The following is a 20517-nucleotide window of genomic DNA, read 5'->3' on the forward strand; positions in this document are numbered from 1 at the left end:
TCGCGCGCTGGTCCAGAAGTGGAACTCACACGCTAAGTTTCACCCATGCGCGTTCACGTTGCCGACCACCCGCTCATTGCTCACAAGTTGACCTACCTGCGGGACAAGCGGACGGACTCCCCGACCTTCCGCCGGCTGGCCGAGGAGCTCATGACTCTGCTCGCCTATGAGGCGACGCGGGACGTGCGGGTCGAGCCCTTCGACATCGAGACTCCGGTGGCCCCGACGACGGGCATCAAGCTCTCCAACCCCAAGCCCCTCATCGTGCCGATCCTGCGCGCCGGGCTGGGCATGCTCGAGGGCATGGTGCGCCTCCTGCCGAGCGCCGAGGTCGGGTTCCTCGGCATGCAGCGCAACGAGGAGACGCTCGAGGCGATCACCTACGCGAACCGTCTGCCCGACGACCTCAAGGGCCGTCAGGTCTATGTGTTGGACCCGATGCTCGCCACTGGCGGCTCGATGATCGACGCCATCAAGTTCCTGCTCGAGCGCGGCGCCGACGACATCACGGCGGTCACCCTGCTCGCTGCGCCCGAGGGCATCGCGGCCATGGAGAAGTCGCTCGCCGACGTCGACGTTCCCGTGCAGCTCGTGACCGGATCGATCGACGAGAAGCTCAACGAGCTCGGCTACATCGTGCCGGGTCTGGGCGACGCGGGCGACCGGCTCTACGGCGTCGTCTGAGCCCCGCGACACGCGGAACGACACGCCGGAGCCAACCTCACGAGTCACACCAGTCACATCCGCCATCATGAGTGCTGCAGTGTGTAGTCCTCGTGCGCGCCCGCACAGGATCTGAAACGAGAGAGAGCAGTCGTGTCCATGCCCCCGGTCAAGAAGATCGTCATGTGGCTTGTGGTCATTTTCCTGCTCTATGCCATCTTCACCTCCCCCAATGACGCCGCGGACATCGTCGGCAGCGCGTGGGATGTCATCAGCAACGCGATCAAGAACATCGGCGAGTTCTTCGACTCCTTGATCGCCCGGAGCTGACCTTGGCGGCCGGGCGCCTCGACCGCGAACTCGAGCGCTACCTGGTCCCGGGCGAGCGCGTCGTCACGGTCGTCCGGATGCACTGGTTCTCGCAGCTGCGCCCCATCGCCGCGTTCGTCGGACTCCTCTTCCTCGCGACCTACGTCGAGGCCGAGTCGCCCCAGACACGCTCCGGCGCGATGCTCGCAAACTTCTTCTGGTATGCCGCGCTGGCCGGCGGTGCGTACCTCCTGTGGCGCTACCTGAACTGGCGCCACGACTGGTTCATCGCGACCGACAAGCGGTTCCTGCTCTTCTACGGCTTCATCCGCCGCAAGGTCGCGATGATGCCCCTCATGAAGGTCACCGACATGACCTTCGACCGCTCGATCATGGGCCGGATCATCGGCTACGGCAGCTTCCTCATGGAGTCGGCCGGTCAGGACCAGGCCCTGTCCAAGGTCGAGTACGTCCCCAATGCCGAACGCCACTACAAGGCGATCTGCACCGTCCTCTTCGGCTCCGACGCAGCCCACGACCCCGAAGACGGGTGGGCCGACGATGACGACGACCTCGACGGCCCCGACGACGGCGGCTCCGGTGGACGAGGCGGATGCGGCGGTCGCGGCGGTCGCGGCGGGCCCACCAGCGGCCCCGGCGACGCCTACGACGACGGGTGGCAGGAAGGCTGGGACGACCCCCACGGATGGCGCGACTACCTCCGGCGAGATGGAAGCGGGTCGGGGGCGGACGGCATACGCAGCCCGATCAGTGAGTTCAACGACACGCCCGAGACGCTCTATCGCAGCTCGGACCTCGTGCGGTCGACGCGCCTGGAAGACACCGGAGAGATTCCGGTCATAAGGTCAAGGCCAGCAGGACGACCCGGTCAACGACGACGAAGGGACCCCCGATGAACGTGATGAGAACGAAGTCGATCGAGCAGTCGATCCGAGAGACGGACGAGCCGGAGTTCCAGCTCAAGAAGTCGTTGGGGTGGATCGACCTCACCGTCTTCGGCATCGGTGTCATCATCGGCGCCGGCATCTTCACCTTCACCGGCAAGGCCGCTCAGGCGTATGCGGGTCCGTCGATCGTCATCTCGTTCGTCGTCGCCGCCGTCGTGTGCGCACTCGCGGCGCTCTGCTACGCCGAGTTCGCCTCGACCGTGCCCGTGTCCGGGTCGGCCTACACGTTCTCCTACGCCTCGCTCGGCGAGATCGTCGCGTGGATCATCGGCTGGGACCTCCTGCTCGAGCTCGCGCTCGGCGCCGGCGTCGTCTCGCAGGGATGGTCGCAGTACGCGAACCTGCTGCTCACCGACGCGGGCATCCACCTCCCCGACGCGTTGGCGCCCAAGACCCTCGAGAACCCCGGCGGCCAGTTCAACATCCTGGCGTTCGTGCTCATCGTGGCCCTCACCGGACTCGTCGCCTGGGGCATCAAGGAGTCGATGCGCGTCAACCTCGTGCTCGTCGCCATCAAGCTCTTCGTGGTGCTGTTCGTCATCTTCGCCGGGCTGGCCTACATCAAGGCGTCGAACTACAGCCCCTTCATCCCGCCGGCCGAGGCGACGGAGGCGGCCAAGGGCATCCACCAACCACTCATCCAGTGGGCCTTCGGCTTCACCCCGAGCACCTATGGCGTCGGCGGCATCTTTGCCGGGGCCTCGATCGTCTTCTTCGCCTACATCGGGTTCGACGTCGTCGCGACCACCGCCGAAGAGGCCAAGAACCCGCAGCGCGACCTGCCCATCGGCATCATCGCCTCGCTCGTCATCTGCACGGTGCTCTACGTGGCGGTCGCGTTCGTCATCACGGGGATGGTCAAGTACGACAAGATCGACCCGTCAGCCGCGCTGGCCAGTGCCTTCGCCGACGTCGGGAAACCCGGCTACAGCACGATCATCTCGGCGGGCGCCGTCGCTGGTCTGACCACCGTCGTGATGACGCTCATCATCGGAGCGACCCGCGTGGTCTTCGCGATGGCCCGTGACCGCCTGCTGCCGCCGTCACTGGCGCGCACCAACCCCAAGACCGGCACGCCGGTGCGGATCACGATCATCGTGGGCCTCATTGTCGCCATCATCGGGTCCTGGCTCGGCAACCACATCAACCTCGAGGAGATGGTCAACATCGGCACCCTGTCGGCGTTCGCGCTCGTGTCGCTCGCGGTGCCGATCCTGCGCAAGAAGCGACCCGACCTCAAGCGGGCCTTCACCGTGCCGTGGTCGCCGTACCTGCCGATCTTCGCGGCGCTGGCCTCGGTCTACCTGATGATGAACCTCTCGCTGGAGACCTGGATCCGCTTCCTCATCTGGATGGCCCTCGGCTTCGTCATCTACTTCAGCTACGGCTACCACCGCTCGCGACTCTCCGGCAACGCGCGCGAGGGCGACATCCCGAGCATGACCTCCACCTGACCCGAGGCCAAACCGTGCGCGCCCCGCGCCACGAGTCGAGGTAGTACGAAACGCCGATCCCACCGCCGTGGGATCGGCGTTTCGTACTACCTCGACTCCGCTTCAGGCGAGATGAAGATCCGACGCAGGGACTCCCAACTCACGGGCCAGGCGACGCAGCATGGCGAGCCGCTTGGGCCGCGTGTAGACATCGCCAGCGAAGATCTCCACAAAGGTCCAGCCCTCGTCCTCTGCGAGGTGTCGCCTGGCCACATCCACGGCACGTTGACGAATTTCCTTGTGATGCTCCCCTTGGTACTCGCCGATGACGCGCTGATCTCGCCACACGAAGTCACCCTCGAGCATCCAGCCCGCTCCGCCCTCGACAGCCCCATCACCGCCGCTCTCGTCGAACTCCACATGGATGTTGAGCTCGGGCGCTGGCAGGCCGGCCCGATGGAACATGAGCCTGGCTCGGGTCTCCATGGGCGACTTGGACCTGGGTGAGACCAGCGACAGCGCCTCGGTCAGGACCTTCTTGCCGCGAGGCCGAACCCGGGAATTCAGGACCGCGCGCATCGAGGCGACGCCCTCACCTCTTGCGGCGTCGTCACCCAACATCTTTTCGAGCCTGCGTGCCACGACATCGCCCGCCACCACGAGGTCGTCAAGGTCCAGCCCTCGCTTCATGACTTCACCGAGGTCCACCCAGGTGTCGGCGAGACCGGTGACTGCAACTTCGCCGTGCCTCACGACCGTGCGACGAGTCAGACCTCGGTGACCAATGCACCCGACCCGCTTCACCGGACCGGCTCTGGGTCCACACATCACGTCAAGGTCCTCCTGAGCCTCCACTCGTCTGGGCAACGGGATCTCCCACAGTTGAGCGGCGGAGACATGTGAGAGCGCCACTGCGCCATGCATCGCGACGAGGAACGCACTGGCCCGCTCCGCCAACGTGCTGGGCTCCTCGACAGCGCGCGAACCGTGCGTCACCACCACGAGGCCAGGGTCACGCAGGTCCGTGGGACGCACGCCGAGCGAACGAGCCTCTCGAGTCGAGAAAGGCCCGCTCGAGAGCGCGTCCGGCAAAGGCTTCATCGACAAAGATGATGGTCGAATGACACCTCAGGGCTGCGGAGTTGTCCCCAGCCCACGTCGAGGTAGTACGAAACGCCGAGACCACGCGGCTGGTCTCGGCGTTTCGTACTACCTCGATCGCGCAGGAGCCCTTGGCTGACCCCTCAGAGGGCGGTGAGGATGTCGGTGACGCGGTCCTTGGCGTCGCCGAACAGCATCTGCGAGTTCTCGCGGAAGAACAGCGGGTTCTGCACACCGGCATACCCCGTGGCCATCGACCGCTTGAACACGATGACGTCCTTGGCGTTCCACACCTGGAGCACCGGCATACCCGCGATCGGCGACGTGGGGTCCTCGGCAGCGGCAGGGTTGACCGTGTCGTTGGCACCGATGACCAGCACCACGTCGGTCGACGGGAAGTCGTCGTTGACCTCGTCCATCTCGAGCACGATGTCGTAGGGCACCTTGGCCTCGGCGAGGAGCACGTTCATGTGCCCGGGCAACCGGCCGGCAACGGGGTGGATCCCGAATCGCACGTCAACACCCCTGTCCCGCAGCCGCTTCGTCAGCTCGGCGACGGGGTACTGCGCCTGAGCCACAGCCATGCCGTAGCCCGGCGTGATGATGACGGAGGACGCATCACGCAACAGCTCGGCGACGCCTTCAGCAGTGACCTCCCGGTGCTCGCCGTAGTCCTTGTCCTCACCGACCACGACCGTCTGGCCGAAGCCGCCGGCGATGACCGACACGAACGACCGGTTCATGGCCTTGCACATGATGTAGCTGAGGATCGCACCCGAGGCACCCACGAGCGCACCAGTGACGATGAGCAGGTCGTTGCCGAGCATGAAGCCCGCAGCCGCCGCGGCCCACCCGGAGTACGAGTTGAGCATCGACACGACGACGGGCATGTCGCCGCCACCGATCGATGCGACGAGGTGCCAGCCGAATGCCAGCGCGATGGCGGTCATGAGGAGCAGCGGCACGATCGAGTGCGACTGGATGAACCAGCCGAGCAGCAGCGCCGACACGACGAGCGCGGCCAGGTTGAGCCAGTGGCGCGCGGGCAGCATGAGCGGCGTCGACTTGATCCGCGCCGACAGCTTGAGGAACGCGACGATCGAGCCGGTCAGCGTCACCGCACCGATGAAGACACCGAGGAACACCTCGACCGAGTGGATCGTGTCGGAGGTGTCGCCCACGACGAGGTGCGAGTTGATGCCGACGAGCACCGCCGCCAAGCCGACGAACGAGTGCAGCATCGCGACGAGCTCGGGCATCTGGGTCATCTCGACCTTGCGCGCCCGCCACAGGCCGATGGCGGCACCGATGGCCATGGCCAGCGCGATGAGCAGCAGGGTCGACAGGGCGTGCGGCGACCGCGACAGGGTGAGCCAGATGGTCGCGCCCAGGGCAATGACCATGCCGGTCACGCCGAACGCGTTGCCCTCCTTCGCGGACTCGTGCTTGGACAGCCCCGCGAGGGACAGGACGAAGAAGACGGCAGAGACGATGTATGCCGCAGAGACGACGTTGCTGGTAGCCACCGGTTCAGTCCTTCCGGAACATCTCGAGCATGCGGCCGGTCACAGCGAAGCCTCCGAAGATGTTGATGCTGGCGACGAGGATCGCGAGGAACGCGAGCGTCTTGACGACCATGTCGTCCGAGTCGATCTGCAGCAACCCACCGACGACGATGATTCCGCTGATGGCGTTGGTCTCGGCCATGAGCGGCGTGTGGAGGGCGTGCGACACGTTGGAGATGACGTAGAAGCCGACGATCACCGCGAGCGCAAAGACGGTGAAGTGTCCGAGGAAGACCGCGGGCGACGCCGACGCGACGAGCGCGAACACCAGTGCCCCGATGGCCATCCAGAGATACTTCATCCGCGGGTCGCGCGGCTTCTTGGGTTCCTTGGCCGCAGCCAGCGCAGCCGCTGCGGACGCGGCCGCCTCCTGACCACCAGTCGCAGGGGCGGCAGAGACCTGCACCGCGGGCGGGGGCCACAGCACCTCGCCCTCGTGGACGACGGTCATCCCCCGCTGGACCTGGTCCTCGAGGTCGAGCGTGAAGTTGCCGTCCTTCTCAGGGGTGACGAGCTTGAGGAGGTTGACGAGGTTGGTGCCGAACAGCTGCGACGCCTGGGTCGGGAGGCGACCAGGCAGGTCGGTGTAGCCCAGGATCGTCACGCCACCCTCGGTGACGACCTTCTGGTCAGCGACCGAGCCAGCGACGTTGCCACCATTGGCTGCTGCCATGTCGACGATGACCGAGCCCGGCTTCATCGAGGCGACCATCGCCTCGTCGAGCAGGCGCGGCGCCGGGCGACCCGGGATGAGAGCGGTGGTGATGACGATGTCGACGTCCGCGGCCTGCGCGGCATACAGCTCGGCGGCCTTGCGGTTGAAGTCCTCGCCCGTCTCCTTGGCATAGCCGTCACTACTGGGCACGTCGGGGCCGTCCGGAAGTTCTATGCGCAGGAACTCCGCGCCCATCGACTCGACCTGCTCGGCCACTTCGCTGCGGGCATCGAAGGCGCGCACGACGGCGCCGAGTGACCCCGCGGTGCCGATCGCGGACAGACCCGCGACGCCAGCACCGATGACGAGCACCTTGGCCGGCGGCACCTTGCCCGCCGCCGTGACCTGGCCGGTGAAGAACGAACCGAACTCGTGCGCCGCCTCGATCACCGCGCGATAGCCGCCGATGTTGGCCATGGACGACAGGACGTCGAGCGACTGGGCACGCGAGATGCGCGGCACCGCGTCCATCGCGAGCGCCGTCACGCCACGCTCGGCCAGCCCCGCCACGAGCTCGGGCTTGAGGGCCGGCGACAGGAGACTCACGAACGTCTGGCCGCTGCGCAGCCGCGCCAGCTCCTCGGTCGACGGCGCGTTGATCTTGAGGATGATGTCGGTGTTCCACACCTCGTCACCCACGACGTCGGCGCCCGCCGCGGCATACGCATCGTCCTCGAACGTCGCGCGGTGACCGGCACCATGCTGGACGAACACGGCATACCCGAGTCCGATGAGCTGCTCGACAGTCTTGGGAGTCGCGGCCACGCGGGTCTCGCCAGCCAACGACTCCAACGGCACACCGATGCGCACAGGAGACCTCCTCGTCCGGGGACAGACATACGCCCGTGAACCTACTAGGACGACCCCATCCACCGCTCCCCATGTGACTGCCACGACGGTGCCGTCCCGTTCCTCGGTCCTCAACCCACCGCTGCAGCCACTGCTTTGGCTACGGTCGTGCCATGGATGACACGAAGCTGTGGCTCATCGGCGCGCTCGCCCTCGTGATCGTCGTGGCGGCCCTCATCTGGGTCCTGCGGCAGCGCGGTGGTGCCGACACGTCCGTGTCACCCCACGACTACGGCGCACCAGAAGTTACCGTCACCGGGCAGTCCGGGGCGAGTGGCCTCACCTTCGGAGGCTCCGCTGCCGATGACGCCGTGCTCGACCAGACCGTCCCGCTCAGTCGGCTCGGCGGCGCCGGTTGGCGCGATGGCAGCGGCGTTCCGCCGCAACAGGCGACCGATGGGTATGCCGGTGAGTCCCGTTCCTGGGGCGACGACGAGTCCGCTGTCGTGCCGGAACAGGCCTACGAGCACCACGTCGAGGTCGACAACACGGGTCCACGCCCGCCGCTGGACGAGGGCGATCGCGAGCGCGGCGGTCACTGGTGACTGGCTGAAGCCGCCCTCGGGAGCCGCGGTTCAACTCTGGTCCCACGAGATGGGGCGACACGCTGTGGCCTGGTTCAGGTCACCGCGTGTCGCCCCGTCTCGATGCAGAAGGCGGAGTGGTCAGCCCTCCGAGGGGTTGAAGCCGGCGCGGCGGGCGGCTTCCTCGTTGTAGAACCACACGTCCGGCTCGGCCGAGTCGTAGCCCGCGGCGCCGGGGAGACGGAAGGTGCGCGTGTCGTTGTACGCCTGCACCGGGTGGTCGGCCGGCTGCGCGCGGTCCTCGAACGGTGCGGCCGAACCGACGCCGAAGCCACCGTCGCGGATCTCGTCGACGCCGGAGATGCGTCGGCTCCACCCGCCGCCCTCGCCGGAGCCTTCACCGTCCGTGAGCTCGTCCTGCGAACCCGCATCGGGGACGTCGGACGTGGTGCCGGCGTCGTTGTGGGTGTCGGCTTCGTCGGAGACCGGCGCGTCTGAACCCGTGTCCTCGACATCGGCCGAATCGTCACTCGCGGACTCGTCGTCGACGGGGTTGATGCGATCCGTGCCATCCGGCCAGTGGGTGGCGTCGCCGCCATCGGTACTGGCCTCGGTGTCGGTGGTCGACTCGGTGTCGGTGGTCGACTCGGTGTCCACGATCGGATCAGTGTCCGCGGTGGCCGCGTCCTCGGTCGCCACGGAGGTGTCCTCGTCGTCCCAGGTCTCCTCCGTCGTCGGCTCCTCGGCCGCGACCTCGCCAGTGGCCACCTCGCCAGTCGAAGGCTTCTCTGCTGTCACGTCCTCGTCACCGAGGTCGTCGCGCGATCCGTCGTAGGTCGCGGCCGAGGTGTGCTCGTCCGCGATCACCTCACCGGAGTCGGACTCATCGGTCACGAACTCATCTGTCACGGACTCGTCGGCCGGCGCGGCCGACTCGGCGGGCAGCGGCTCGGTCGAGGCGTAGTCCTCGATGTCACCGATGATCGCCGTGTCCCCTGCCGACTCGGAGGACTCGACGTCCGCCGACTGTGCGTCCGAGGTCTCGACGTCAGCGGTCTCCACGTCAGAGGTCTCGACGTCAGCGGTCTCAGCGCGGTCCTCGTCCACCACAGCGGGCTCGTCGGCAGCAACGGGTTCGTCGACGTCGCTGGGCTCTGCGGTGTACCACTCCTGCGTCGTCGGCTCCGCGACAGCAGCGTCCTCGGGGGAGCGAGTCTCATCGAGCGCGGGTGCAGCCGACTCGGCAGGCAACGGCTCGGTGGAGGCGTAGTCCTCGACGTCGCTGATGATCGCCGTGTCCCCTGCCGCCTCAGTGGACTCAGTGGACTCGGTGGACTCGGCGGGCTCTGCGGCGTCCCAGTCCTGGGTGACGGGCTCGGACATGACCGGCTCGGACTCCACCGGAGCAGACTCCACGGAACCAGGCTCGACCGCACCAGACTGAACCGACTGGGGCTCCACGAACTCGGGCTCGGCGGCCGGGGCATCCCACGAGGTGGCCGACTCAGCGGCCGGCTCCTGGACGAGGGGCTCGTTGTCGGCGTAGTCGGCTCCCGACGCGAGGCGCGCGGCCTCGTCGTCGGTCACGTTGCCGCGGGTGGCGGCATACGCGCTTCCGATGGCGGCCGCACCGGCACCGGCGGCAGCTGCCCCGGTACCCCAACTGCCACGGTCACGCTCGGGCTCGGCCTCGACGACCGGCTCGGGCTCTGCCTCGACGACCGGTTCTGCGACGGGCGCGGGTGCCGACTCGACGGGGGGAGCAGGCTGGTAGGTGACGTTCTCCGCCGGGACGGCAGAAGCGTCGGACTGCGCCGCCGGGACGGGGGCGTGGACGCGGGTCTCGTCGAGCGGACGGATGTCATCGTCGAGGTCCTCGGGAAGCGGACGCGGGTCGTCGGCAGCGACCTCGACGTCGGGGTCGATCTCGTCGGCGCGACGCAGTTCGGCGTCGTGGGCCAGGCGGGCGCGCTCGAGGTCTTCCTGGTGACGACGCGCCTCGTCCTCGACGCGCTGGGCCTCACGGGCGCTCTCCTCCGCCTGCCGGGCGCGCTGCTCGGCCTCCTGGCGCGCGAACGAGGCTCGCTCATCGGCCTGCTGAGCGAACGCTTCCTGCCCGCGGATCGTCGCACCGCGCTGGTCTGCGGCGGCCCGGATGGTCGCTGCCTCTGCTCGCTGCTCGTCCAGCTGACGCTGCTTGCCCCTGGAGACGAACCACCAGACCAGGAAGAGCAGGGCGAGGATGACCAGGGCGCCGATGAGGTACTTCATGGGACGTGTGCTCCTGACGGTTGACGTCGAGTGCGACAGCACCCGCTACTGCCCCCAAACTACCGTCCGACCTGCGCCGATGGGCCGTCAACTACTGGCCGTCTCGGACCCCTCGCCGAGACCCAACTCGGCCACCGTGATCTCGCGCATCTCGACCTTGCGGACCTTGCCGGTCACGGTCATCGGGAAGTCCTCGACGATGCGGACATAGCGCGGCACCTTGTAGTGCGCGAGCTTCCCGGTGGCGAACGCGCGAACCGTCTCGGCGGTCAGCGGCTGCGCGCCGTCGCGCATCCGGATCCAGGCCGCGAGCTCCTCGCCATACTTCTCGTCGGGCACACCGATGACCTGGGCGTCGACGATGTCAGGGTGGGTGTAGAGGAACTCCTCGATCTCACGCGGATAGATGTTCTCGCCACCGCGGATCACCATGTCCTTGATGCGGCCGGTGATCTGCAGGAAGCCCGCGTCGTCCATGACCGCGAGGTCGCCCGTGCGCATCCAGCCGTCGACGAGGGCCTCGGCGGTCTTGTCGTCCTGACCCCAGTAGCCGAGCATCACCGAGTAGCCCTTGGTCCAGAACTCACCAGGCTCTCCGTGCGGCAGGGTCTCGAGGGTCACCGGGTCGACGATCTTGACCTCAAGGTGGGGGCCCACCTGACCGACGGTGCCGACCTTGCGATCGAAGTCGTCGTCGGTGAGGGTCTGAGTCGACACCGGCGAGGTCTCCGTCATGCCGTAGGCGATCGTCATCTCGTCGATCCCGGACGCGATGAGCTTCTTCATCAGCTCGGCCGGACAGGGTGAGCCGGCCATGATCCCGGTGCGCACGGTGCTGAGGTCGTAGTCGCCCAGGTTCGGTAGCGCCCACTCGGCGATGAACATCGTCGGCACGCCGTAGAGGCTGGTGCACTTCTCCTCGGCGGTCGCGGTGAGGGTGAGGTTGGGGTCGAACCCGGGCGCGGGTATCACCATGCAGGCGCCGTGGGTGGTCGCTGCGAGGTTGCCCATGACCATGCCGAAGCAGTGATAGAAGGGCACCGGAATGCAGATGCGGTCCACCTCCGTGTAGCCGCAGATCTCGCCGACCATGTAGCCGTTGTTGAGGATGTTGCGGTGGCTCAGGGTTGCGCCCTTGGGGAAGCCCGTTGTGCCAGAGGTGTATTGGATGTTGATGGCATCGTCCGGCGAGAGCTCCGCGCCGATGAGCTGCAGGCGTTCGTCGCTCACCCCGTCGGCAAGTGCGACGAGGTCGGCCCAGCTCTGCTGCCCGATGACCCAGACGTGCTCGAGGTCCGGGCAGTCCGCACGCACCTCGTCGATCATCGAGACGTAGTTCGAGGCCTTGAACGACTCCGCCGAGAACAGACCGCGGATCCCGGCCTGCCCGAGGACATATCGGAGCTCGTGCGACCGGTATGCCGGGTTGATGTTGACGAGGATGACGCCGGCCTTCGCCGTGGCGAACTGCACGACGGTCCACTCCGCACAGTTGGGCGCCCAGATCCCGACGCGGTCACCCTTCTCGAGGCCCGCGGCGACCAGCGCCTTCGCGAGCCGGTCCACGTGGGCGCCGAACGCGGCATACGTCCACCGCAGTCCCTGGGCGCGGTCGACCAGCGCCTCGCGGTCACCGTGGACCGCGATCGTCGCGTCGAGGTTGGCCCCGATCGTCTGCTCCAGCAGGGACGGCTCGTTCGGGCCCGTGGCGTGGGAGAGGGATGGATCGACGGTCGTCATGGTTCTCTGAATCCTTTTCGCCGGGTGCCCGGGCATCACCCGAGGGAACGGGTGTCCGGATCCGAACGTACCCCGCAGGCCCGGCCCATGGGTATGGTCGCGGACATGGACGAACGCGAAGGTGATGCCATCCCCGACGGCGCGGTCGTGGTGGGGATCGGGAACAGCGACCGGGACGCCGAGACGCTGACCTGGGCAGGAAACTCGGCCCAGCGTTCGGGCAGCCCGCTGCACATCCTCCACGCGCATGACCTGAGTGCCGAGATGGCGGCGATCGACCCCGTCGCCGGCAACGCGATCTCGCTCGGCCCCGACGGGGACCTCGGCAATGCCAGCCTGCTCGCCGAGACCCTGGCCGGCTCGAGGGAGCGGTGGCCCGACGTGCCGGTCACCGGGAGCCAGCCGTTCGTCCGACCGGAGCAGGCGCTCATCGACGCCTCCCAGAACGCCCGGCTCGTCGTCGTCGGCGCTGCCCGGGTCAGCGCCCTGCAACGCCTCGGTCTCGGGCGGCCCTCGCTCGCCGCCGCAATGCACGCGAAGTGCCCCGTCGTGATCGTCCCCCAGGGCTCACGTGCCAACGCCGACGGCCCGGTCGTCGTCGCGATCGACGGATCTGCCCACAGTGCGGCCGCGGCCGAGCGCGCCTTCTGGATCGCCGAGCTGCGCCATGCACCGCTCGTCGCCCTCACGACCTGGAACGTCGAGGTCGTCGACGGCATGGTCGTGACCACGCCGGGCACCGACGCCTGGAACGCCACCGAGGCGAAGTACCGCGCCATCGCCGACAAGGTCGTCGACCCGCTTCGCGAGACACACCCCGATGTCGACTGCACCGTCGAGGTCCTGCGCAACTCCGCAGCCAAGGTCCTCACGGAGCGCTCGGTCGATGCGGGCCTCATCGTCATGGGCACCCGCGGACGCGGGGGCTTCACCGGCATGCTGCTGGGCTCCGTGAGCCAGCAGGTCCTCGAGACCGCGAGCTGCCCCGTCATGGTCGTCCGCGCTGCACCGACGAGCTGACGACAGGTGACCGCGCGGCGCGACCGCTTCCACGGACGCATCGCTGGTGTCGGCTCGACGTCTGGCGTGCGCCTCGTCGTCGGCCACTGGCATGCCACGCCACTGGGTCCGTTCACGGACGTCATGATCGAGACGGCGTCGGGGCACCGCGTGCTCCTGGCCCCACGTGATGACGTCGCCGCCTACGTCACGGCGACCTACTCCTTCGACGAGGTCCGGGTGGAACCGCTGTCCTGCAGCGACACTGACGCGAGGTGGTCCGTTCGATCCGCGTCACTCTCGCTCGACCTCACGGTCGGTGGGCGTATGCCGTTGGGCTGGCTCCTGCGCGCCGTCCCGCCCGCGCTCGGCGCGAGTCCGACGTGGGCCCGGGTCGTCGACCCGGTCGCGCGAGTGGTGCTGCCGGGCGTGCGCACCGTCGGCACGGCGCTGGAAGGTCGTCGTGAGTTCTACGGAGCCACGGACCTGCGGCGGATCACCGCGTCCACCGGTCGGTTCGACGGGCAAGAGCTCGGCGCCCTGTCGGACATCGACCCACCCTGTCGCTTCGGGTTCTCGTCAACCCCTCGAACGCCGTCCGTGACCACCGTGGTCACGACCGTGGTCACCCGGGCGAGAGGAGTCGACACGGCGGGCGGACGGCATACTCCCTAGGTTCGAGCCACGCTCATCGGCACCACGAGAACACCACCGCCTGATAATTTCGAGGCAATGGACGGCACCTCGAAGTCAGCCCGCTCTTCCCACCGCTCCCCCGACCTCCGGGCTCTCGCGCTTGCCGTGATGCAGCCGGGCTTCGTCGGGCTCACTCCCCCGGACTGGGTGCTGCGTGAGCTCGAGGCGGGCCTCGGCGGCGTGGCCCTGTTCGCTCGCAACATCGACACGCTCGAGCAGGTGGCGGCACTCAACGCGCAGATCCACACGGCCAACCCGCGCGCGCTCATCGCTGTCGATGAGGAGGCCGGTGACGTCACCCGGCTGGAGCACGCGACCGGATCATCCTGGCCGGGCAACCTCGCTCTGGGTGTCGTGGACGACGTCGCGCTCACCGAAGCAGTGGCACGCGAGATCGGCACGCTCCTCGCCCGCGTCGGCATCGACCTCGACTACGCACCTGACGCCGACGTCAACAACAACCCGGCCAACCCAGTCATCGGTGTCCGGAGCTTCGGGGCGGACCCTGCGCTGGTGGCCAGGCACACCGCAGCCTGGATCACGGGACTCCAGTCGGCCGGCGTCCTGGCCTGCGCCAAGCACTTCCCGGGACATGGCGACACAGCCACCGACAGTCACCTGGCTCTGCCCGTCGTCACTCTCGAGGGGCTGGAACACGTTGCCCTGCAACCATTTCGTGCTGCCATCGAGGCAGGGACGGCGTCGATCATGAGCGCCCACATCGTCGTCCAGGGCCTCGACGACCAGCCGGCCACGCTCTCGCGCAAGGTCCTCGTCGACCTGCTGCGTACCCAGCTCGGGTTCACCGGGTTGGTCCTGTCCGACGGGATGGAGATGGGCGGCATCACCGGCTCCATGAGCCTCGCCGAGGGGTGCGTCCGAGCCATCGGCGCTGGCGTCGACCTGCTCTGCATCGGTGGCGGACTCGCTGACGAACAGACCGTCCTCGAGGTGGCTGAAGCACTCGTCGCGGCAGTGCACGACGGCCGCCTCGAGGAGTCGCGCCTCGTGGACGCTGCGCAGCAGGTGGGCCGGGCCGCCGACGAACGGACCCGACTCCGCGAGGCAGCAGCAGCGGCTTCTGCCAAGACCGCCGCTGCGACTTGGGCGTCCGCGACTGGTGTCCACAACGTGTCCGGGGTCGAGGCCGCAGGGCGGGCGATCGTCGTGCACGGTCCAGCACCGACAGCCGCGACCGACAAGGCACCCACCGTCATCGAACTCGCCGCGCCGAGCAACATCGCCGTCGGCGACGAGACTCTCAGTGGCATCGCGACAGCCGTGGCCGGGCGCTGGCCCGGGGCCCGCACCACAGTGGTGAGCAACGAGCGCGAGCTCCTCGATGCCCTGCCCGGCGCGGACGGTCACAACGTGTGGGTCGGTGTCCGCGACCCACATCGTCACGCCTGGATGGCTCCCGCGCTGGCCACACTGCTCGCGGCGCGACCCGACGCCGTCGTCATCGACACCGGGTGGCCCGGGTGGACGGCCCCCACCGGTACGACCCACGTCGTCACCCACGGAGCCGCGAGAGTCACCGCCGACCAGGTGGTTCAACTCCTCGCCCCCGAGACGCCCTCACCCCGGCCCGGCTTCCACACCTGACAGGTCGCCGAGCGGGCCCCACGGTTTCTGACGTGGTGGTCACGAATGGCGCGGGGTCCGGACCGTCGACGATCAAACCTTCTTTTGTACCCTTGCGGTTACGTACCAGAATGGGTACATTTGATCTATGGACGCAGTGTTGCAGGCCCTCGCCGACCCGAGTCGACGCACGGTTCTGGAGATACTGCGGGAACACCCGGCAACGGCCGGCGAGTTGGCCCAGGCCCTGCCGATCGCGCGACCAGGGGTTTCACGACACCTCCGCGTCCTGAGAGAGGCCGGATTGGTCGACGTCCGCCAGGAGTCCCAGCGCAGGATCTACACCTTGCGACCGGAGGCCCTGGTCGAGGTGGACGACTGGCTGGAGGACTACCGAGCGCTGTGGCAGAACCGTCTCGACGCGCTTCACACCGAGATCGCACGAGGAAAGAAGGCACAGAAATGACCGTCAACGGCACGATGAGAGCGCTAGGCGAAACCCATGGCGCGGTCCGCGTCGAGGATCTCTACGACACCGACATCGCAGACCTGTGGCAGGCGTGCACCACGCCGGAGCGGCTCTCCCGTTGGATCGCCGACGTCTCGGGTGACCTCAAGGTGGGCGCGACCGTCCAGGCCGTCTTCACCAGCACGTGGTCCGGTCCAGCCAGGATCGACGTGTGCGACGCACCGCACCATGTGCTGCTCACGACCGAACCCGGGGCCGAGGGCGAAGGCCAACTCGAGGCATGGCTCACCCAAGAGGGGTCACAGACCCGTCTCGTGGTGGAGGAGCGTGGACTGCCCGTGGACAAGCTGCATTTCTACGGGGCCGGATGGCATGCGCACCTGGAGGACCTTCGACGTTCGCTTGCGCAGGCCGGTCCCATCCATCCCCAAGGTTGGGCGGAGGACCGGCCGGCCCCGGGCTGGAACCAGCGCTGGACCGAACTGACCTCGGAGTACGAGAAGGCTCCCACCGGCTGACACCAGCGCCGCGACTCGCCGATCAGTGAGTCACAGAGTTCGTCAGTCCCAAGGTGAAGCGACAGCCGGCGGTCGACCTCCTCAACTCGCCGGTCCACATCCGTCGCTCGTCGCGAGAGACAAGTCGCCGCGGCCGAAGCCGTCGAGCACGGCACGTTCGTAGTCCGGCATCGGGTCGGGCAGCCGAGCGAGCGGAAACCATTCCAGCCCGGTGCACTTGTGCGGCTCGACGATCCTCGGCTCACCAGACCAGACCCGGTCAACCAGAACCAGTCGACCCGCTGCTCAACAGGATCGTCCGTACCGTCAGTGCGCTGCAAGACGGTCATGAGAGTCAGGTCCTGCGGCCGAATGATGACGCCGATCTCCTCCGCCGCCTCACGCACCCCAGCGCTCACGGCCGTCTCACCCGGATCAACGTGACCCGCGGCTCCGGCCACCCAGAGCCCGTCCATGTAGCCGGTCTGCGCCCGCTGCTGGAGCAACACTTCCTCGCTGGCCCCGTGCGAACCCGGCCTCACGCGCTAGACATAGGCGGCGGGCACGAGGGCGTACGGGGCCGTCATTCCACCCACCCTAGGGAGCCGGGCGCGCGAGAATCGGGCATGGTCACGTTCGCGGGCGTGTTCGCCCATCCCGACGATGACGCCTATGGGATCGCCGGCACCGTGGGGCTGCACGCCGACGACCCCGACTTCAGGTTCGTGCTCATCCACGCGACGGACGGCGGGGCCGGTGACATCCGTCCCGACTTCGACGCGACACCCGAGACGCTGGGCTCCGTCCGACAGGCCGAGGACGAGGCCGGTTGGCGGGCCGTCGGTCGCGAACCCGACCTTCACGAGTGGCTCGGCCATCCCGACGGCGGCGTTGCCGACGTGCCGGCCGAGGACCTTGTTGATGACATCTGGAGAATCTTCCAGCAGGAGCGCCCGGACGTCGTGTGCACCTTCGGGCCGGACGGGATCTTCGGGCATCCCGATCACATCGCGGTCGGTGCCGCCACGGATGCGGCCTTCGCCCGCGGGGTGGCAGACGGCGGCCCGGGCTTTCGGCGCCTCATCCACGGTGTGATCCCCCAGACGGTCTTCGAGCGGTGGAACTCGCAGCGGGCCCTGCGCGGCCTGCCCGTCTTCGACCCCACGGCGATGTATCACATGCGCGGGGTGCCGGACGAGACCATCGACATCACTGTCGACACCACGTCAGTGGCCCACCGGACGGTCGCCGGGCTGCTCCAACACCGCAGCCAGCACCACGTCATCTTCGACCCGCCCATCGACGTCGACCGGTGGCAGCGGGTCGTGACCCGCGAGTGGCACACCATCGCCTGGCCGCCTCGGGACCGTACGTCGGGCCCACTCACCGACGTCCTCGACGGTCTCACCGGCACTCCCTGACGAGGGCCTCGCTCGCCAACCCGACCACAGCGAGAGGCGCGCCCCGACGAAACAGGTGAGCGAACGGCATACGCCGTCTGCGAGCATGCGTGCATGCGCCCGATCGTCCAGAGCAAGAAACTGCAGCACGTCCGCTACGACGTGAGAGGACCGATCCTCGTCGAGGCCCAGCGGCTCGAGGCCGAGGGCCACAAGATCCTCAAGCTCAACATCGGCAACACGGCACCCTTCGGCTTCGAGGCGCCCGAGGCCATCGTGGCCGACATGATCCACAATCTGCCTGACGCGCAGGGCTACTCGGACTCCCGCGGCATCTACAGCGCTCGCACCGCTGTTGCGCAGTACTACCAGGCGCGCGGCCTCACCGACACGGTCGTCGACGACGTCTACATCGGCAACGGTGTCTCCGAGCTGATCTCGATGGTGCTGCAGGCGTTCGTCGATGACGGCAACGAGATCCTCATCCCGGCGCCCGACTACCCGCTGTGGACCGGTGCCGTGTCCCTGTCCGGTGGGACGCCCGTGCACTACCGCTGCGACGAGGAGAACGGGTGGAACCCCGACCTCGACGACATCGAATCCAAGATCACGCCCAACACGCACGCCCTCGTCGTCATCAACCCCAACAACCCGACGGGTGCGGTCTACAGCGAGGACATCGTCAAGGGGCTCGTCGACATCGCGCGCCGCCACAACCTCGTCCTCATGGCCGACGAGATCTACGAGAAGATCCTCTACGCCGACGAGGCCGTCACGCCGATCCACCACCACGTCGCGACGTATGCCGCCGACGACGTCCTCTGCCTCACCTTCAGCGGGCTGTCGAAGGCCTACCGCGTCTGTGGCTACCGCGCCGGCTGGGTCATGGTGTCGGGGCCGAAGCACATGGCCGAGGACTTCCTCGAGGGCCTGACCCTGCTCGCCAACATGCGCATGTGCGCGAATGTGCCTGCGCAGCACGCGATCCAGACCGCACTCGGTGGCTACCAGTCGATCAACGAGCTCATCGTCCCGGGCGGTCGCTTCTTCGAGCAGATCAAGCTCGCGAACCGGCTGCTCAACGAGATCCCGGGTGTCTCGTGCGTGGAGCCGCAGGGAGCGCTCTACTGCTTCCCCAGGCTCGACCCGGAGGCGTACGCGATCGAGGACGACCAGCAGTTCGTCATCGACCTGTTGCGCGCCAAGAAGATCCTCGTGACTCACGGGACGGGCTTCAACTGGTTCGAGCCGGATCACTTCCGGCTGGTGACCCTGCCCGACACCGAGGTGTTGACGGAGGCGATCGGCCGCATCGCGGAGTACCTCGAGACGATCCGCCGCTGATCGATGGCGCTTCGGTCGCGTGACCTCGCGCTGGTCGCCGTGGGTGGTGCCCTCGGTGCGATCAGCCGGTATGCCGTGGGCACTGCCGTTCCGCACTCAGCTGCCGGTTGGCCGTGGGCGACGTTCTCCGTCAACGTGATTGCGTCCTTGGCGATCGGGGTGTTGGCCGGGTGGGCGTACTGGCGTCACGCGGCCCACTGGGTCCGACCGCTGCTCATGTCGGGCTTCCTCGGCGGATTCAGCACCTTCTCGGCGTTCGCAGTCGACACGGTGGCACTGACCGAAAGTGGGCACGGCGGTCTCGCCGCGGCATACGTCGTGGTCACGCTCGTGGCGTGCGTAGGTGCCGTTGGAATGGGAACCGTTGTGGCGCAGACACTTTGGCGGCACCCATGACGACGTGGCTGCTCGTCGCCCTGGGTGCGTCGGTCGGGGCACCCCTTCGGTATGCCGTGACGCAGGGCCTGCGTGATCGCGGCGCCACGACCCACGCCGGAACCCTCGTGGTCAACGTCGTCGGCTCGCTCATCCTCGGGCTGCTCGTCGGTGGAGGTGTCGAAGGCAACGCGCTGGCCCTGATCGGGACGGGCTTCTGCGGTGCGCTCACGACGATGTCGACGCTGGCGCTCGAGGTGTGGGACGCGATCATCGAGCGACGCACGCCGCATGCGGCGGCGACGCTGGTGCTCCACCTCGTCCTCGGCCTCGGCGCCGCTTGGCTCGGTTGGGCCCTGACCTCCTGACAACCCGGCCTCCTGCCGAGCGACCACTGACCACGCCACGACCACTTTCCGCTGATGCGGCAGGAATGGTGGATCAGCTGAACCATTGGTTGAACGCCAGCCAGGCCGCGACGGCGACCGTGAGCGTCATGAGCGCGACGGACAACCCACGAGGCTGGCGTCGCATGCCTGCAACGGTGGAGTACTGCGGAGCCGAACGTCGCGCCGACTCGATCGCGTCGACCAGGGCTGCTGCTGCGTGGGACGCGTCCGAGTTGCCCCAGCGCGACACCGGAGGGTCAAGGTCGATGTCCTTTCCATCGACGAGGGCGAGACGGACACCGTCGCCACGACGTTTCACCTCGGCGACTCCCCCGAGCGGAATGGTGCGGACCGCGTGACCGCCGACTGCGTGGACGGCTTCGCTGGTGACCTCGATTGCCGCGGTCGCACGGCTGAGGACCTCGAGCACCACCAAGAGGTTCACGAGGATTCCGATCATCTCCAAGACACCCGGGTTCGGCTGTCGAACCCGATCCGCCGCGATCGCGAGCCCGACGACGGCGAACCCGACGCCCAGCAGGCGCTCGTTGCGGGTCCAGCTCATCCGGAAGAGGGGCACGGCGTTCACGTCCCGAATGTAGGCGATGGAGCGACCCCGGCTGAGT

Annotated in this window: 20 protein-coding genes and 1 pseudogene; 14 read left to right on the top strand and 7 right to left on the bottom strand. The window is 67.9% G+C overall.

All coding sequences use genetic code 11. From position 1 onward, the window contains the following. Positions 1–45 precede the first annotated feature (45 nt). From upp to JNB_RS10615, 4 genes are all read left to right on the top strand, one after another. Positions 46–684, top strand: coding sequence for a uracil phosphoribosyltransferase (upp, locus tag JNB_RS10605; protein ID WP_009776457.1), 639 nt, complete (start codon positions 46–48; stop codon positions 682–684). Positions 685–822: 138 nt separating this feature from the next. After that, positions 823–993 (top strand): hypothetical protein, encoded by a 171-nt coding sequence (locus JNB_RS21670; RefSeq protein WP_192807991.1) that lies wholly within the window; start codon positions 823–825, stop codon positions 991–993. Positions 994–995: 2 nt separating this feature from the next. Continuing rightward, on the top strand, positions 996–1889 hold the full coding sequence (locus JNB_RS20465) for a PH domain-containing protein (RefSeq protein WP_009776459.1): 894 nt from the start codon (positions 996–998) through the stop codon (positions 1887–1889). Continuing rightward, the gene (locus JNB_RS10615) at positions 1886–3394 is read left to right on the top strand and encodes an amino acid permease (protein WP_009776460.1); all 1509 of its coding nucleotides are present in this window, start codon (positions 1886–1888) and stop codon (positions 3392–3394) included. The genes JNB_RS20465 and JNB_RS10615 overlap by 4 nt, the downstream gene beginning before the upstream one ends. Positions 3395–3496: 102 nt before the next feature. Here JNB_RS10615 and JNB_RS21305 read toward each other — a convergent pair whose 3' ends face one another. From JNB_RS21305 to JNB_RS10630, 3 genes are all read right to left on the bottom strand, one after another. Beyond that, entirely contained in the window at positions 3497–4063 is a 567-nt protein-coding gene (locus JNB_RS21305; RefSeq protein ID WP_148232379.1) for a hypothetical protein, read from the bottom strand. Positions 4064–4617: 554 nt separating this feature from the next. Beyond that, positions 4618–6000, bottom strand: coding sequence for a Re/Si-specific NAD(P)(+) transhydrogenase subunit beta (pntB, locus tag JNB_RS10625; RefSeq protein ID WP_009776462.1), 1383 nt, complete (start codon positions 5998–6000; stop codon positions 4618–4620). Positions 6001–6004: 4 nt separating this feature from the next. Continuing rightward, entirely contained in the window at positions 6005–7564 is a 1560-nt protein-coding gene (locus JNB_RS10630) for a Re/Si-specific NAD(P)(+) transhydrogenase subunit alpha (protein ID WP_009776463.1), read from the bottom strand. A gap of 152 nt (positions 7565–7716) precedes the next feature. Between JNB_RS10630 and JNB_RS10635 the strand changes: the two genes are divergently transcribed. Further along, entirely contained in the window at positions 7717–8148 is a 432-nt protein-coding gene (locus JNB_RS10635; RefSeq protein ID WP_009776464.1) for a hypothetical protein, read from the top strand. 120 nt (positions 8149–8268) lie between these two features. On the opposite strand, the gene JNB_RS10640 is transcribed toward JNB_RS10635, so the two are convergent. After that, on the bottom strand, positions 8269–10398 hold the full coding sequence (locus tag JNB_RS10640; RefSeq protein ID WP_009776465.1) for a hypothetical protein: 2130 nt from the start codon (positions 10396–10398) through the stop codon (positions 8269–8271). Positions 10399–10485: 87 nt separating this feature from the next. Further along, positions 10486–12138, bottom strand: coding sequence for an AMP-binding protein (locus JNB_RS10645; protein ID WP_009776466.1), 1653 nt, complete (start codon positions 12136–12138; stop codon positions 10486–10488). Positions 12139–12243: 105 nt separating this feature from the next. Between JNB_RS10645 and JNB_RS10650 the strand changes: the two genes are divergently transcribed. The 5 genes from JNB_RS10650 to JNB_RS10670 all read left to right on the top strand — a co-directional run bounded on the left by JNB_RS10650 (position 12244) and on the right by JNB_RS10670 (position 16404). Continuing rightward, positions 12244–13158, top strand: coding sequence for a universal stress protein (locus JNB_RS10650; RefSeq protein ID WP_158306137.1), 915 nt, complete (start codon positions 12244–12246; stop codon positions 13156–13158). 6 nt (positions 13159–13164) lie between these two features. Continuing rightward, positions 13165–13812 (top strand): hypothetical protein, encoded by a 648-nt coding sequence (locus JNB_RS10655; protein ID WP_009776468.1) that lies wholly within the window; start codon positions 13165–13167, stop codon positions 13810–13812. Positions 13813–13869: 57 nt separating this feature from the next. Continuing rightward, the gene (locus JNB_RS10660) at positions 13870–15438 is read left to right on the top strand and encodes a glycoside hydrolase family 3 protein (RefSeq protein ID WP_009776469.1); all 1569 of its coding nucleotides are present in this window, start codon (positions 13870–13872) and stop codon (positions 15436–15438) included. 127 nt (positions 15439–15565) lie between these two features. Then, complete coding sequence (locus tag JNB_RS10665) at positions 15566–15883, top strand: helix-turn-helix transcriptional regulator (RefSeq protein ID WP_009776470.1); 318 nt, start codon at positions 15566–15568, stop codon at positions 15881–15883. Then, positions 15880–16404, top strand: coding sequence for an SRPBCC family protein (locus tag JNB_RS10670; RefSeq protein WP_009776471.1), 525 nt, complete (start codon positions 15880–15882; stop codon positions 16402–16404). Before JNB_RS10665 ends, JNB_RS10670 begins: the two co-directional genes overlap by 4 nt. 341 nt (positions 16405–16745) lie before the next feature. On the opposite strand, the pseudogene JNB_RS22285 reads toward JNB_RS10670, so the two are convergent. Then, a pseudogene (locus tag JNB_RS22285) lies at positions 16746–16859 on the bottom strand (NUDIX domain-containing protein); the annotation flags it as partial. 150 nt (positions 16860–17009) lie between these two features. Here JNB_RS22285 and JNB_RS10675 point away from each other — a divergent pair. From JNB_RS10675 to JNB_RS10690, 4 genes are all read left to right on the top strand, one after another. After that, the gene (locus JNB_RS10675; RefSeq protein ID WP_009776473.1) at positions 17010–17804 is read left to right on the top strand and encodes a PIG-L deacetylase family protein; all 795 of its coding nucleotides are present in this window, start codon (positions 17010–17012) and stop codon (positions 17802–17804) included. Between the two features lie 93 nt (positions 17805–17897). Next, complete coding sequence (locus JNB_RS10680; protein ID WP_009776474.1) at positions 17898–19127, top strand: pyridoxal phosphate-dependent aminotransferase; 1230 nt, start codon at positions 17898–17900, stop codon at positions 19125–19127. A 3-nt stretch (positions 19128–19130) separates the two neighbouring features. Beyond that, entirely contained in the window at positions 19131–19523 is a 393-nt protein-coding gene (locus JNB_RS10685; protein ID WP_009776475.1) for a CrcB family protein, read from the top strand. After that, positions 19520–19870 (top strand): CrcB family protein, encoded by a 351-nt coding sequence (locus JNB_RS10690; protein WP_009776476.1) that lies wholly within the window; start codon positions 19520–19522, stop codon positions 19868–19870. The genes JNB_RS10685 and JNB_RS10690 overlap by 4 nt, the downstream gene beginning before the upstream one ends. Before the next feature lie 73 nt (positions 19871–19943). On the opposite strand, the gene JNB_RS10695 is transcribed toward JNB_RS10690, so the two are convergent. Continuing rightward, complete coding sequence (locus JNB_RS10695) at positions 19944–20480, bottom strand: hypothetical protein (protein WP_009776477.1); 537 nt, start codon at positions 20478–20480, stop codon at positions 19944–19946. Between the last annotated feature and the right edge of the window lie 37 nt (positions 20481–20517).

The sequence above is a fragment of the Janibacter sp. HTCC2649 genome (assembly GCF_000152705.1).
In the GTDB taxonomy this organism is placed as follows: domain Bacteria; phylum Actinomycetota; class Actinomycetes; order Actinomycetales; family Dermatophilaceae; genus Knoellia.

What these genes read in the sequence shown, in the direction of transcription:
- JNB_RS10650 (WP_158306137.1), top strand. Translation starts at nt 12,244, where the DNA reads ATGGACGAACGCGAAGGTGATGCCATCCCCGACGGCGCGGTCGTGGTG.
- JNB_RS10690 (WP_009776476.1), top strand. Translation starts at nt 19,520, where the DNA reads ATGACGACGTGGCTGCTCGTCGCCCTGGGTGCGTCGGTCGGGGCACCC.
- JNB_RS10645 (WP_009776466.1), bottom strand. Translation starts at nt 12,138, where the DNA reads ATGACGACCGTCGATCCATCCCTCTCCCACGCCACGGGCCCGAACGAG.
- JNB_RS10660 (WP_009776469.1), top strand. Translation starts at nt 13,870, where the DNA reads ATGGACGGCACCTCGAAGTCAGCCCGCTCTTCCCACCGCTCCCCCGAC.
- JNB_RS10640 (WP_009776465.1), bottom strand. Translation starts at nt 10,398, where the DNA reads ATGAAGTACCTCATCGGCGCCCTGGTCATCCTCGCCCTGCTCTTCCTG.
- upp (WP_009776457.1), top strand. Translation starts at nt 46, where the DNA reads ATGCGCGTTCACGTTGCCGACCACCCGCTCATTGCTCACAAGTTGACC.
- JNB_RS10635 (WP_009776464.1), top strand. Translation starts at nt 7,717, where the DNA reads ATGGATGACACGAAGCTGTGGCTCATCGGCGCGCTCGCCCTCGTGATC.
- JNB_RS10670 (WP_009776471.1), top strand. Translation starts at nt 15,880, where the DNA reads ATGACCGTCAACGGCACGATGAGAGCGCTAGGCGAAACCCATGGCGCG.
- JNB_RS10685 (WP_009776475.1), top strand. Translation starts at nt 19,131, where the DNA reads ATGGCGCTTCGGTCGCGTGACCTCGCGCTGGTCGCCGTGGGTGGTGCC.
- JNB_RS21670 (WP_192807991.1), top strand. Translation starts at nt 823, where the DNA reads ATGCCCCCGGTCAAGAAGATCGTCATGTGGCTTGTGGTCATTTTCCTG.
- JNB_RS10675 (WP_009776473.1), top strand. Translation starts at nt 17,010, where the DNA reads ATGGTCACGTTCGCGGGCGTGTTCGCCCATCCCGACGATGACGCCTAT.
- JNB_RS21305 (WP_148232379.1), bottom strand. Translation starts at nt 4,063, where the DNA reads ATGAAGCGAGGGCTGGACCTTGACGACCTCGTGGTGGCGGGCGATGTC.
- JNB_RS10680 (WP_009776474.1), top strand. Translation starts at nt 17,898, where the DNA reads ATGCGCCCGATCGTCCAGAGCAAGAAACTGCAGCACGTCCGCTACGAC.
- JNB_RS10665 (WP_009776470.1), top strand. Translation starts at nt 15,566, where the DNA reads ATGGACGCAGTGTTGCAGGCCCTCGCCGACCCGAGTCGACGCACGGTT.
- JNB_RS10615 (WP_009776460.1), top strand. Translation starts at nt 1,886, where the DNA reads ATGAACGTGATGAGAACGAAGTCGATCGAGCAGTCGATCCGAGAGACG.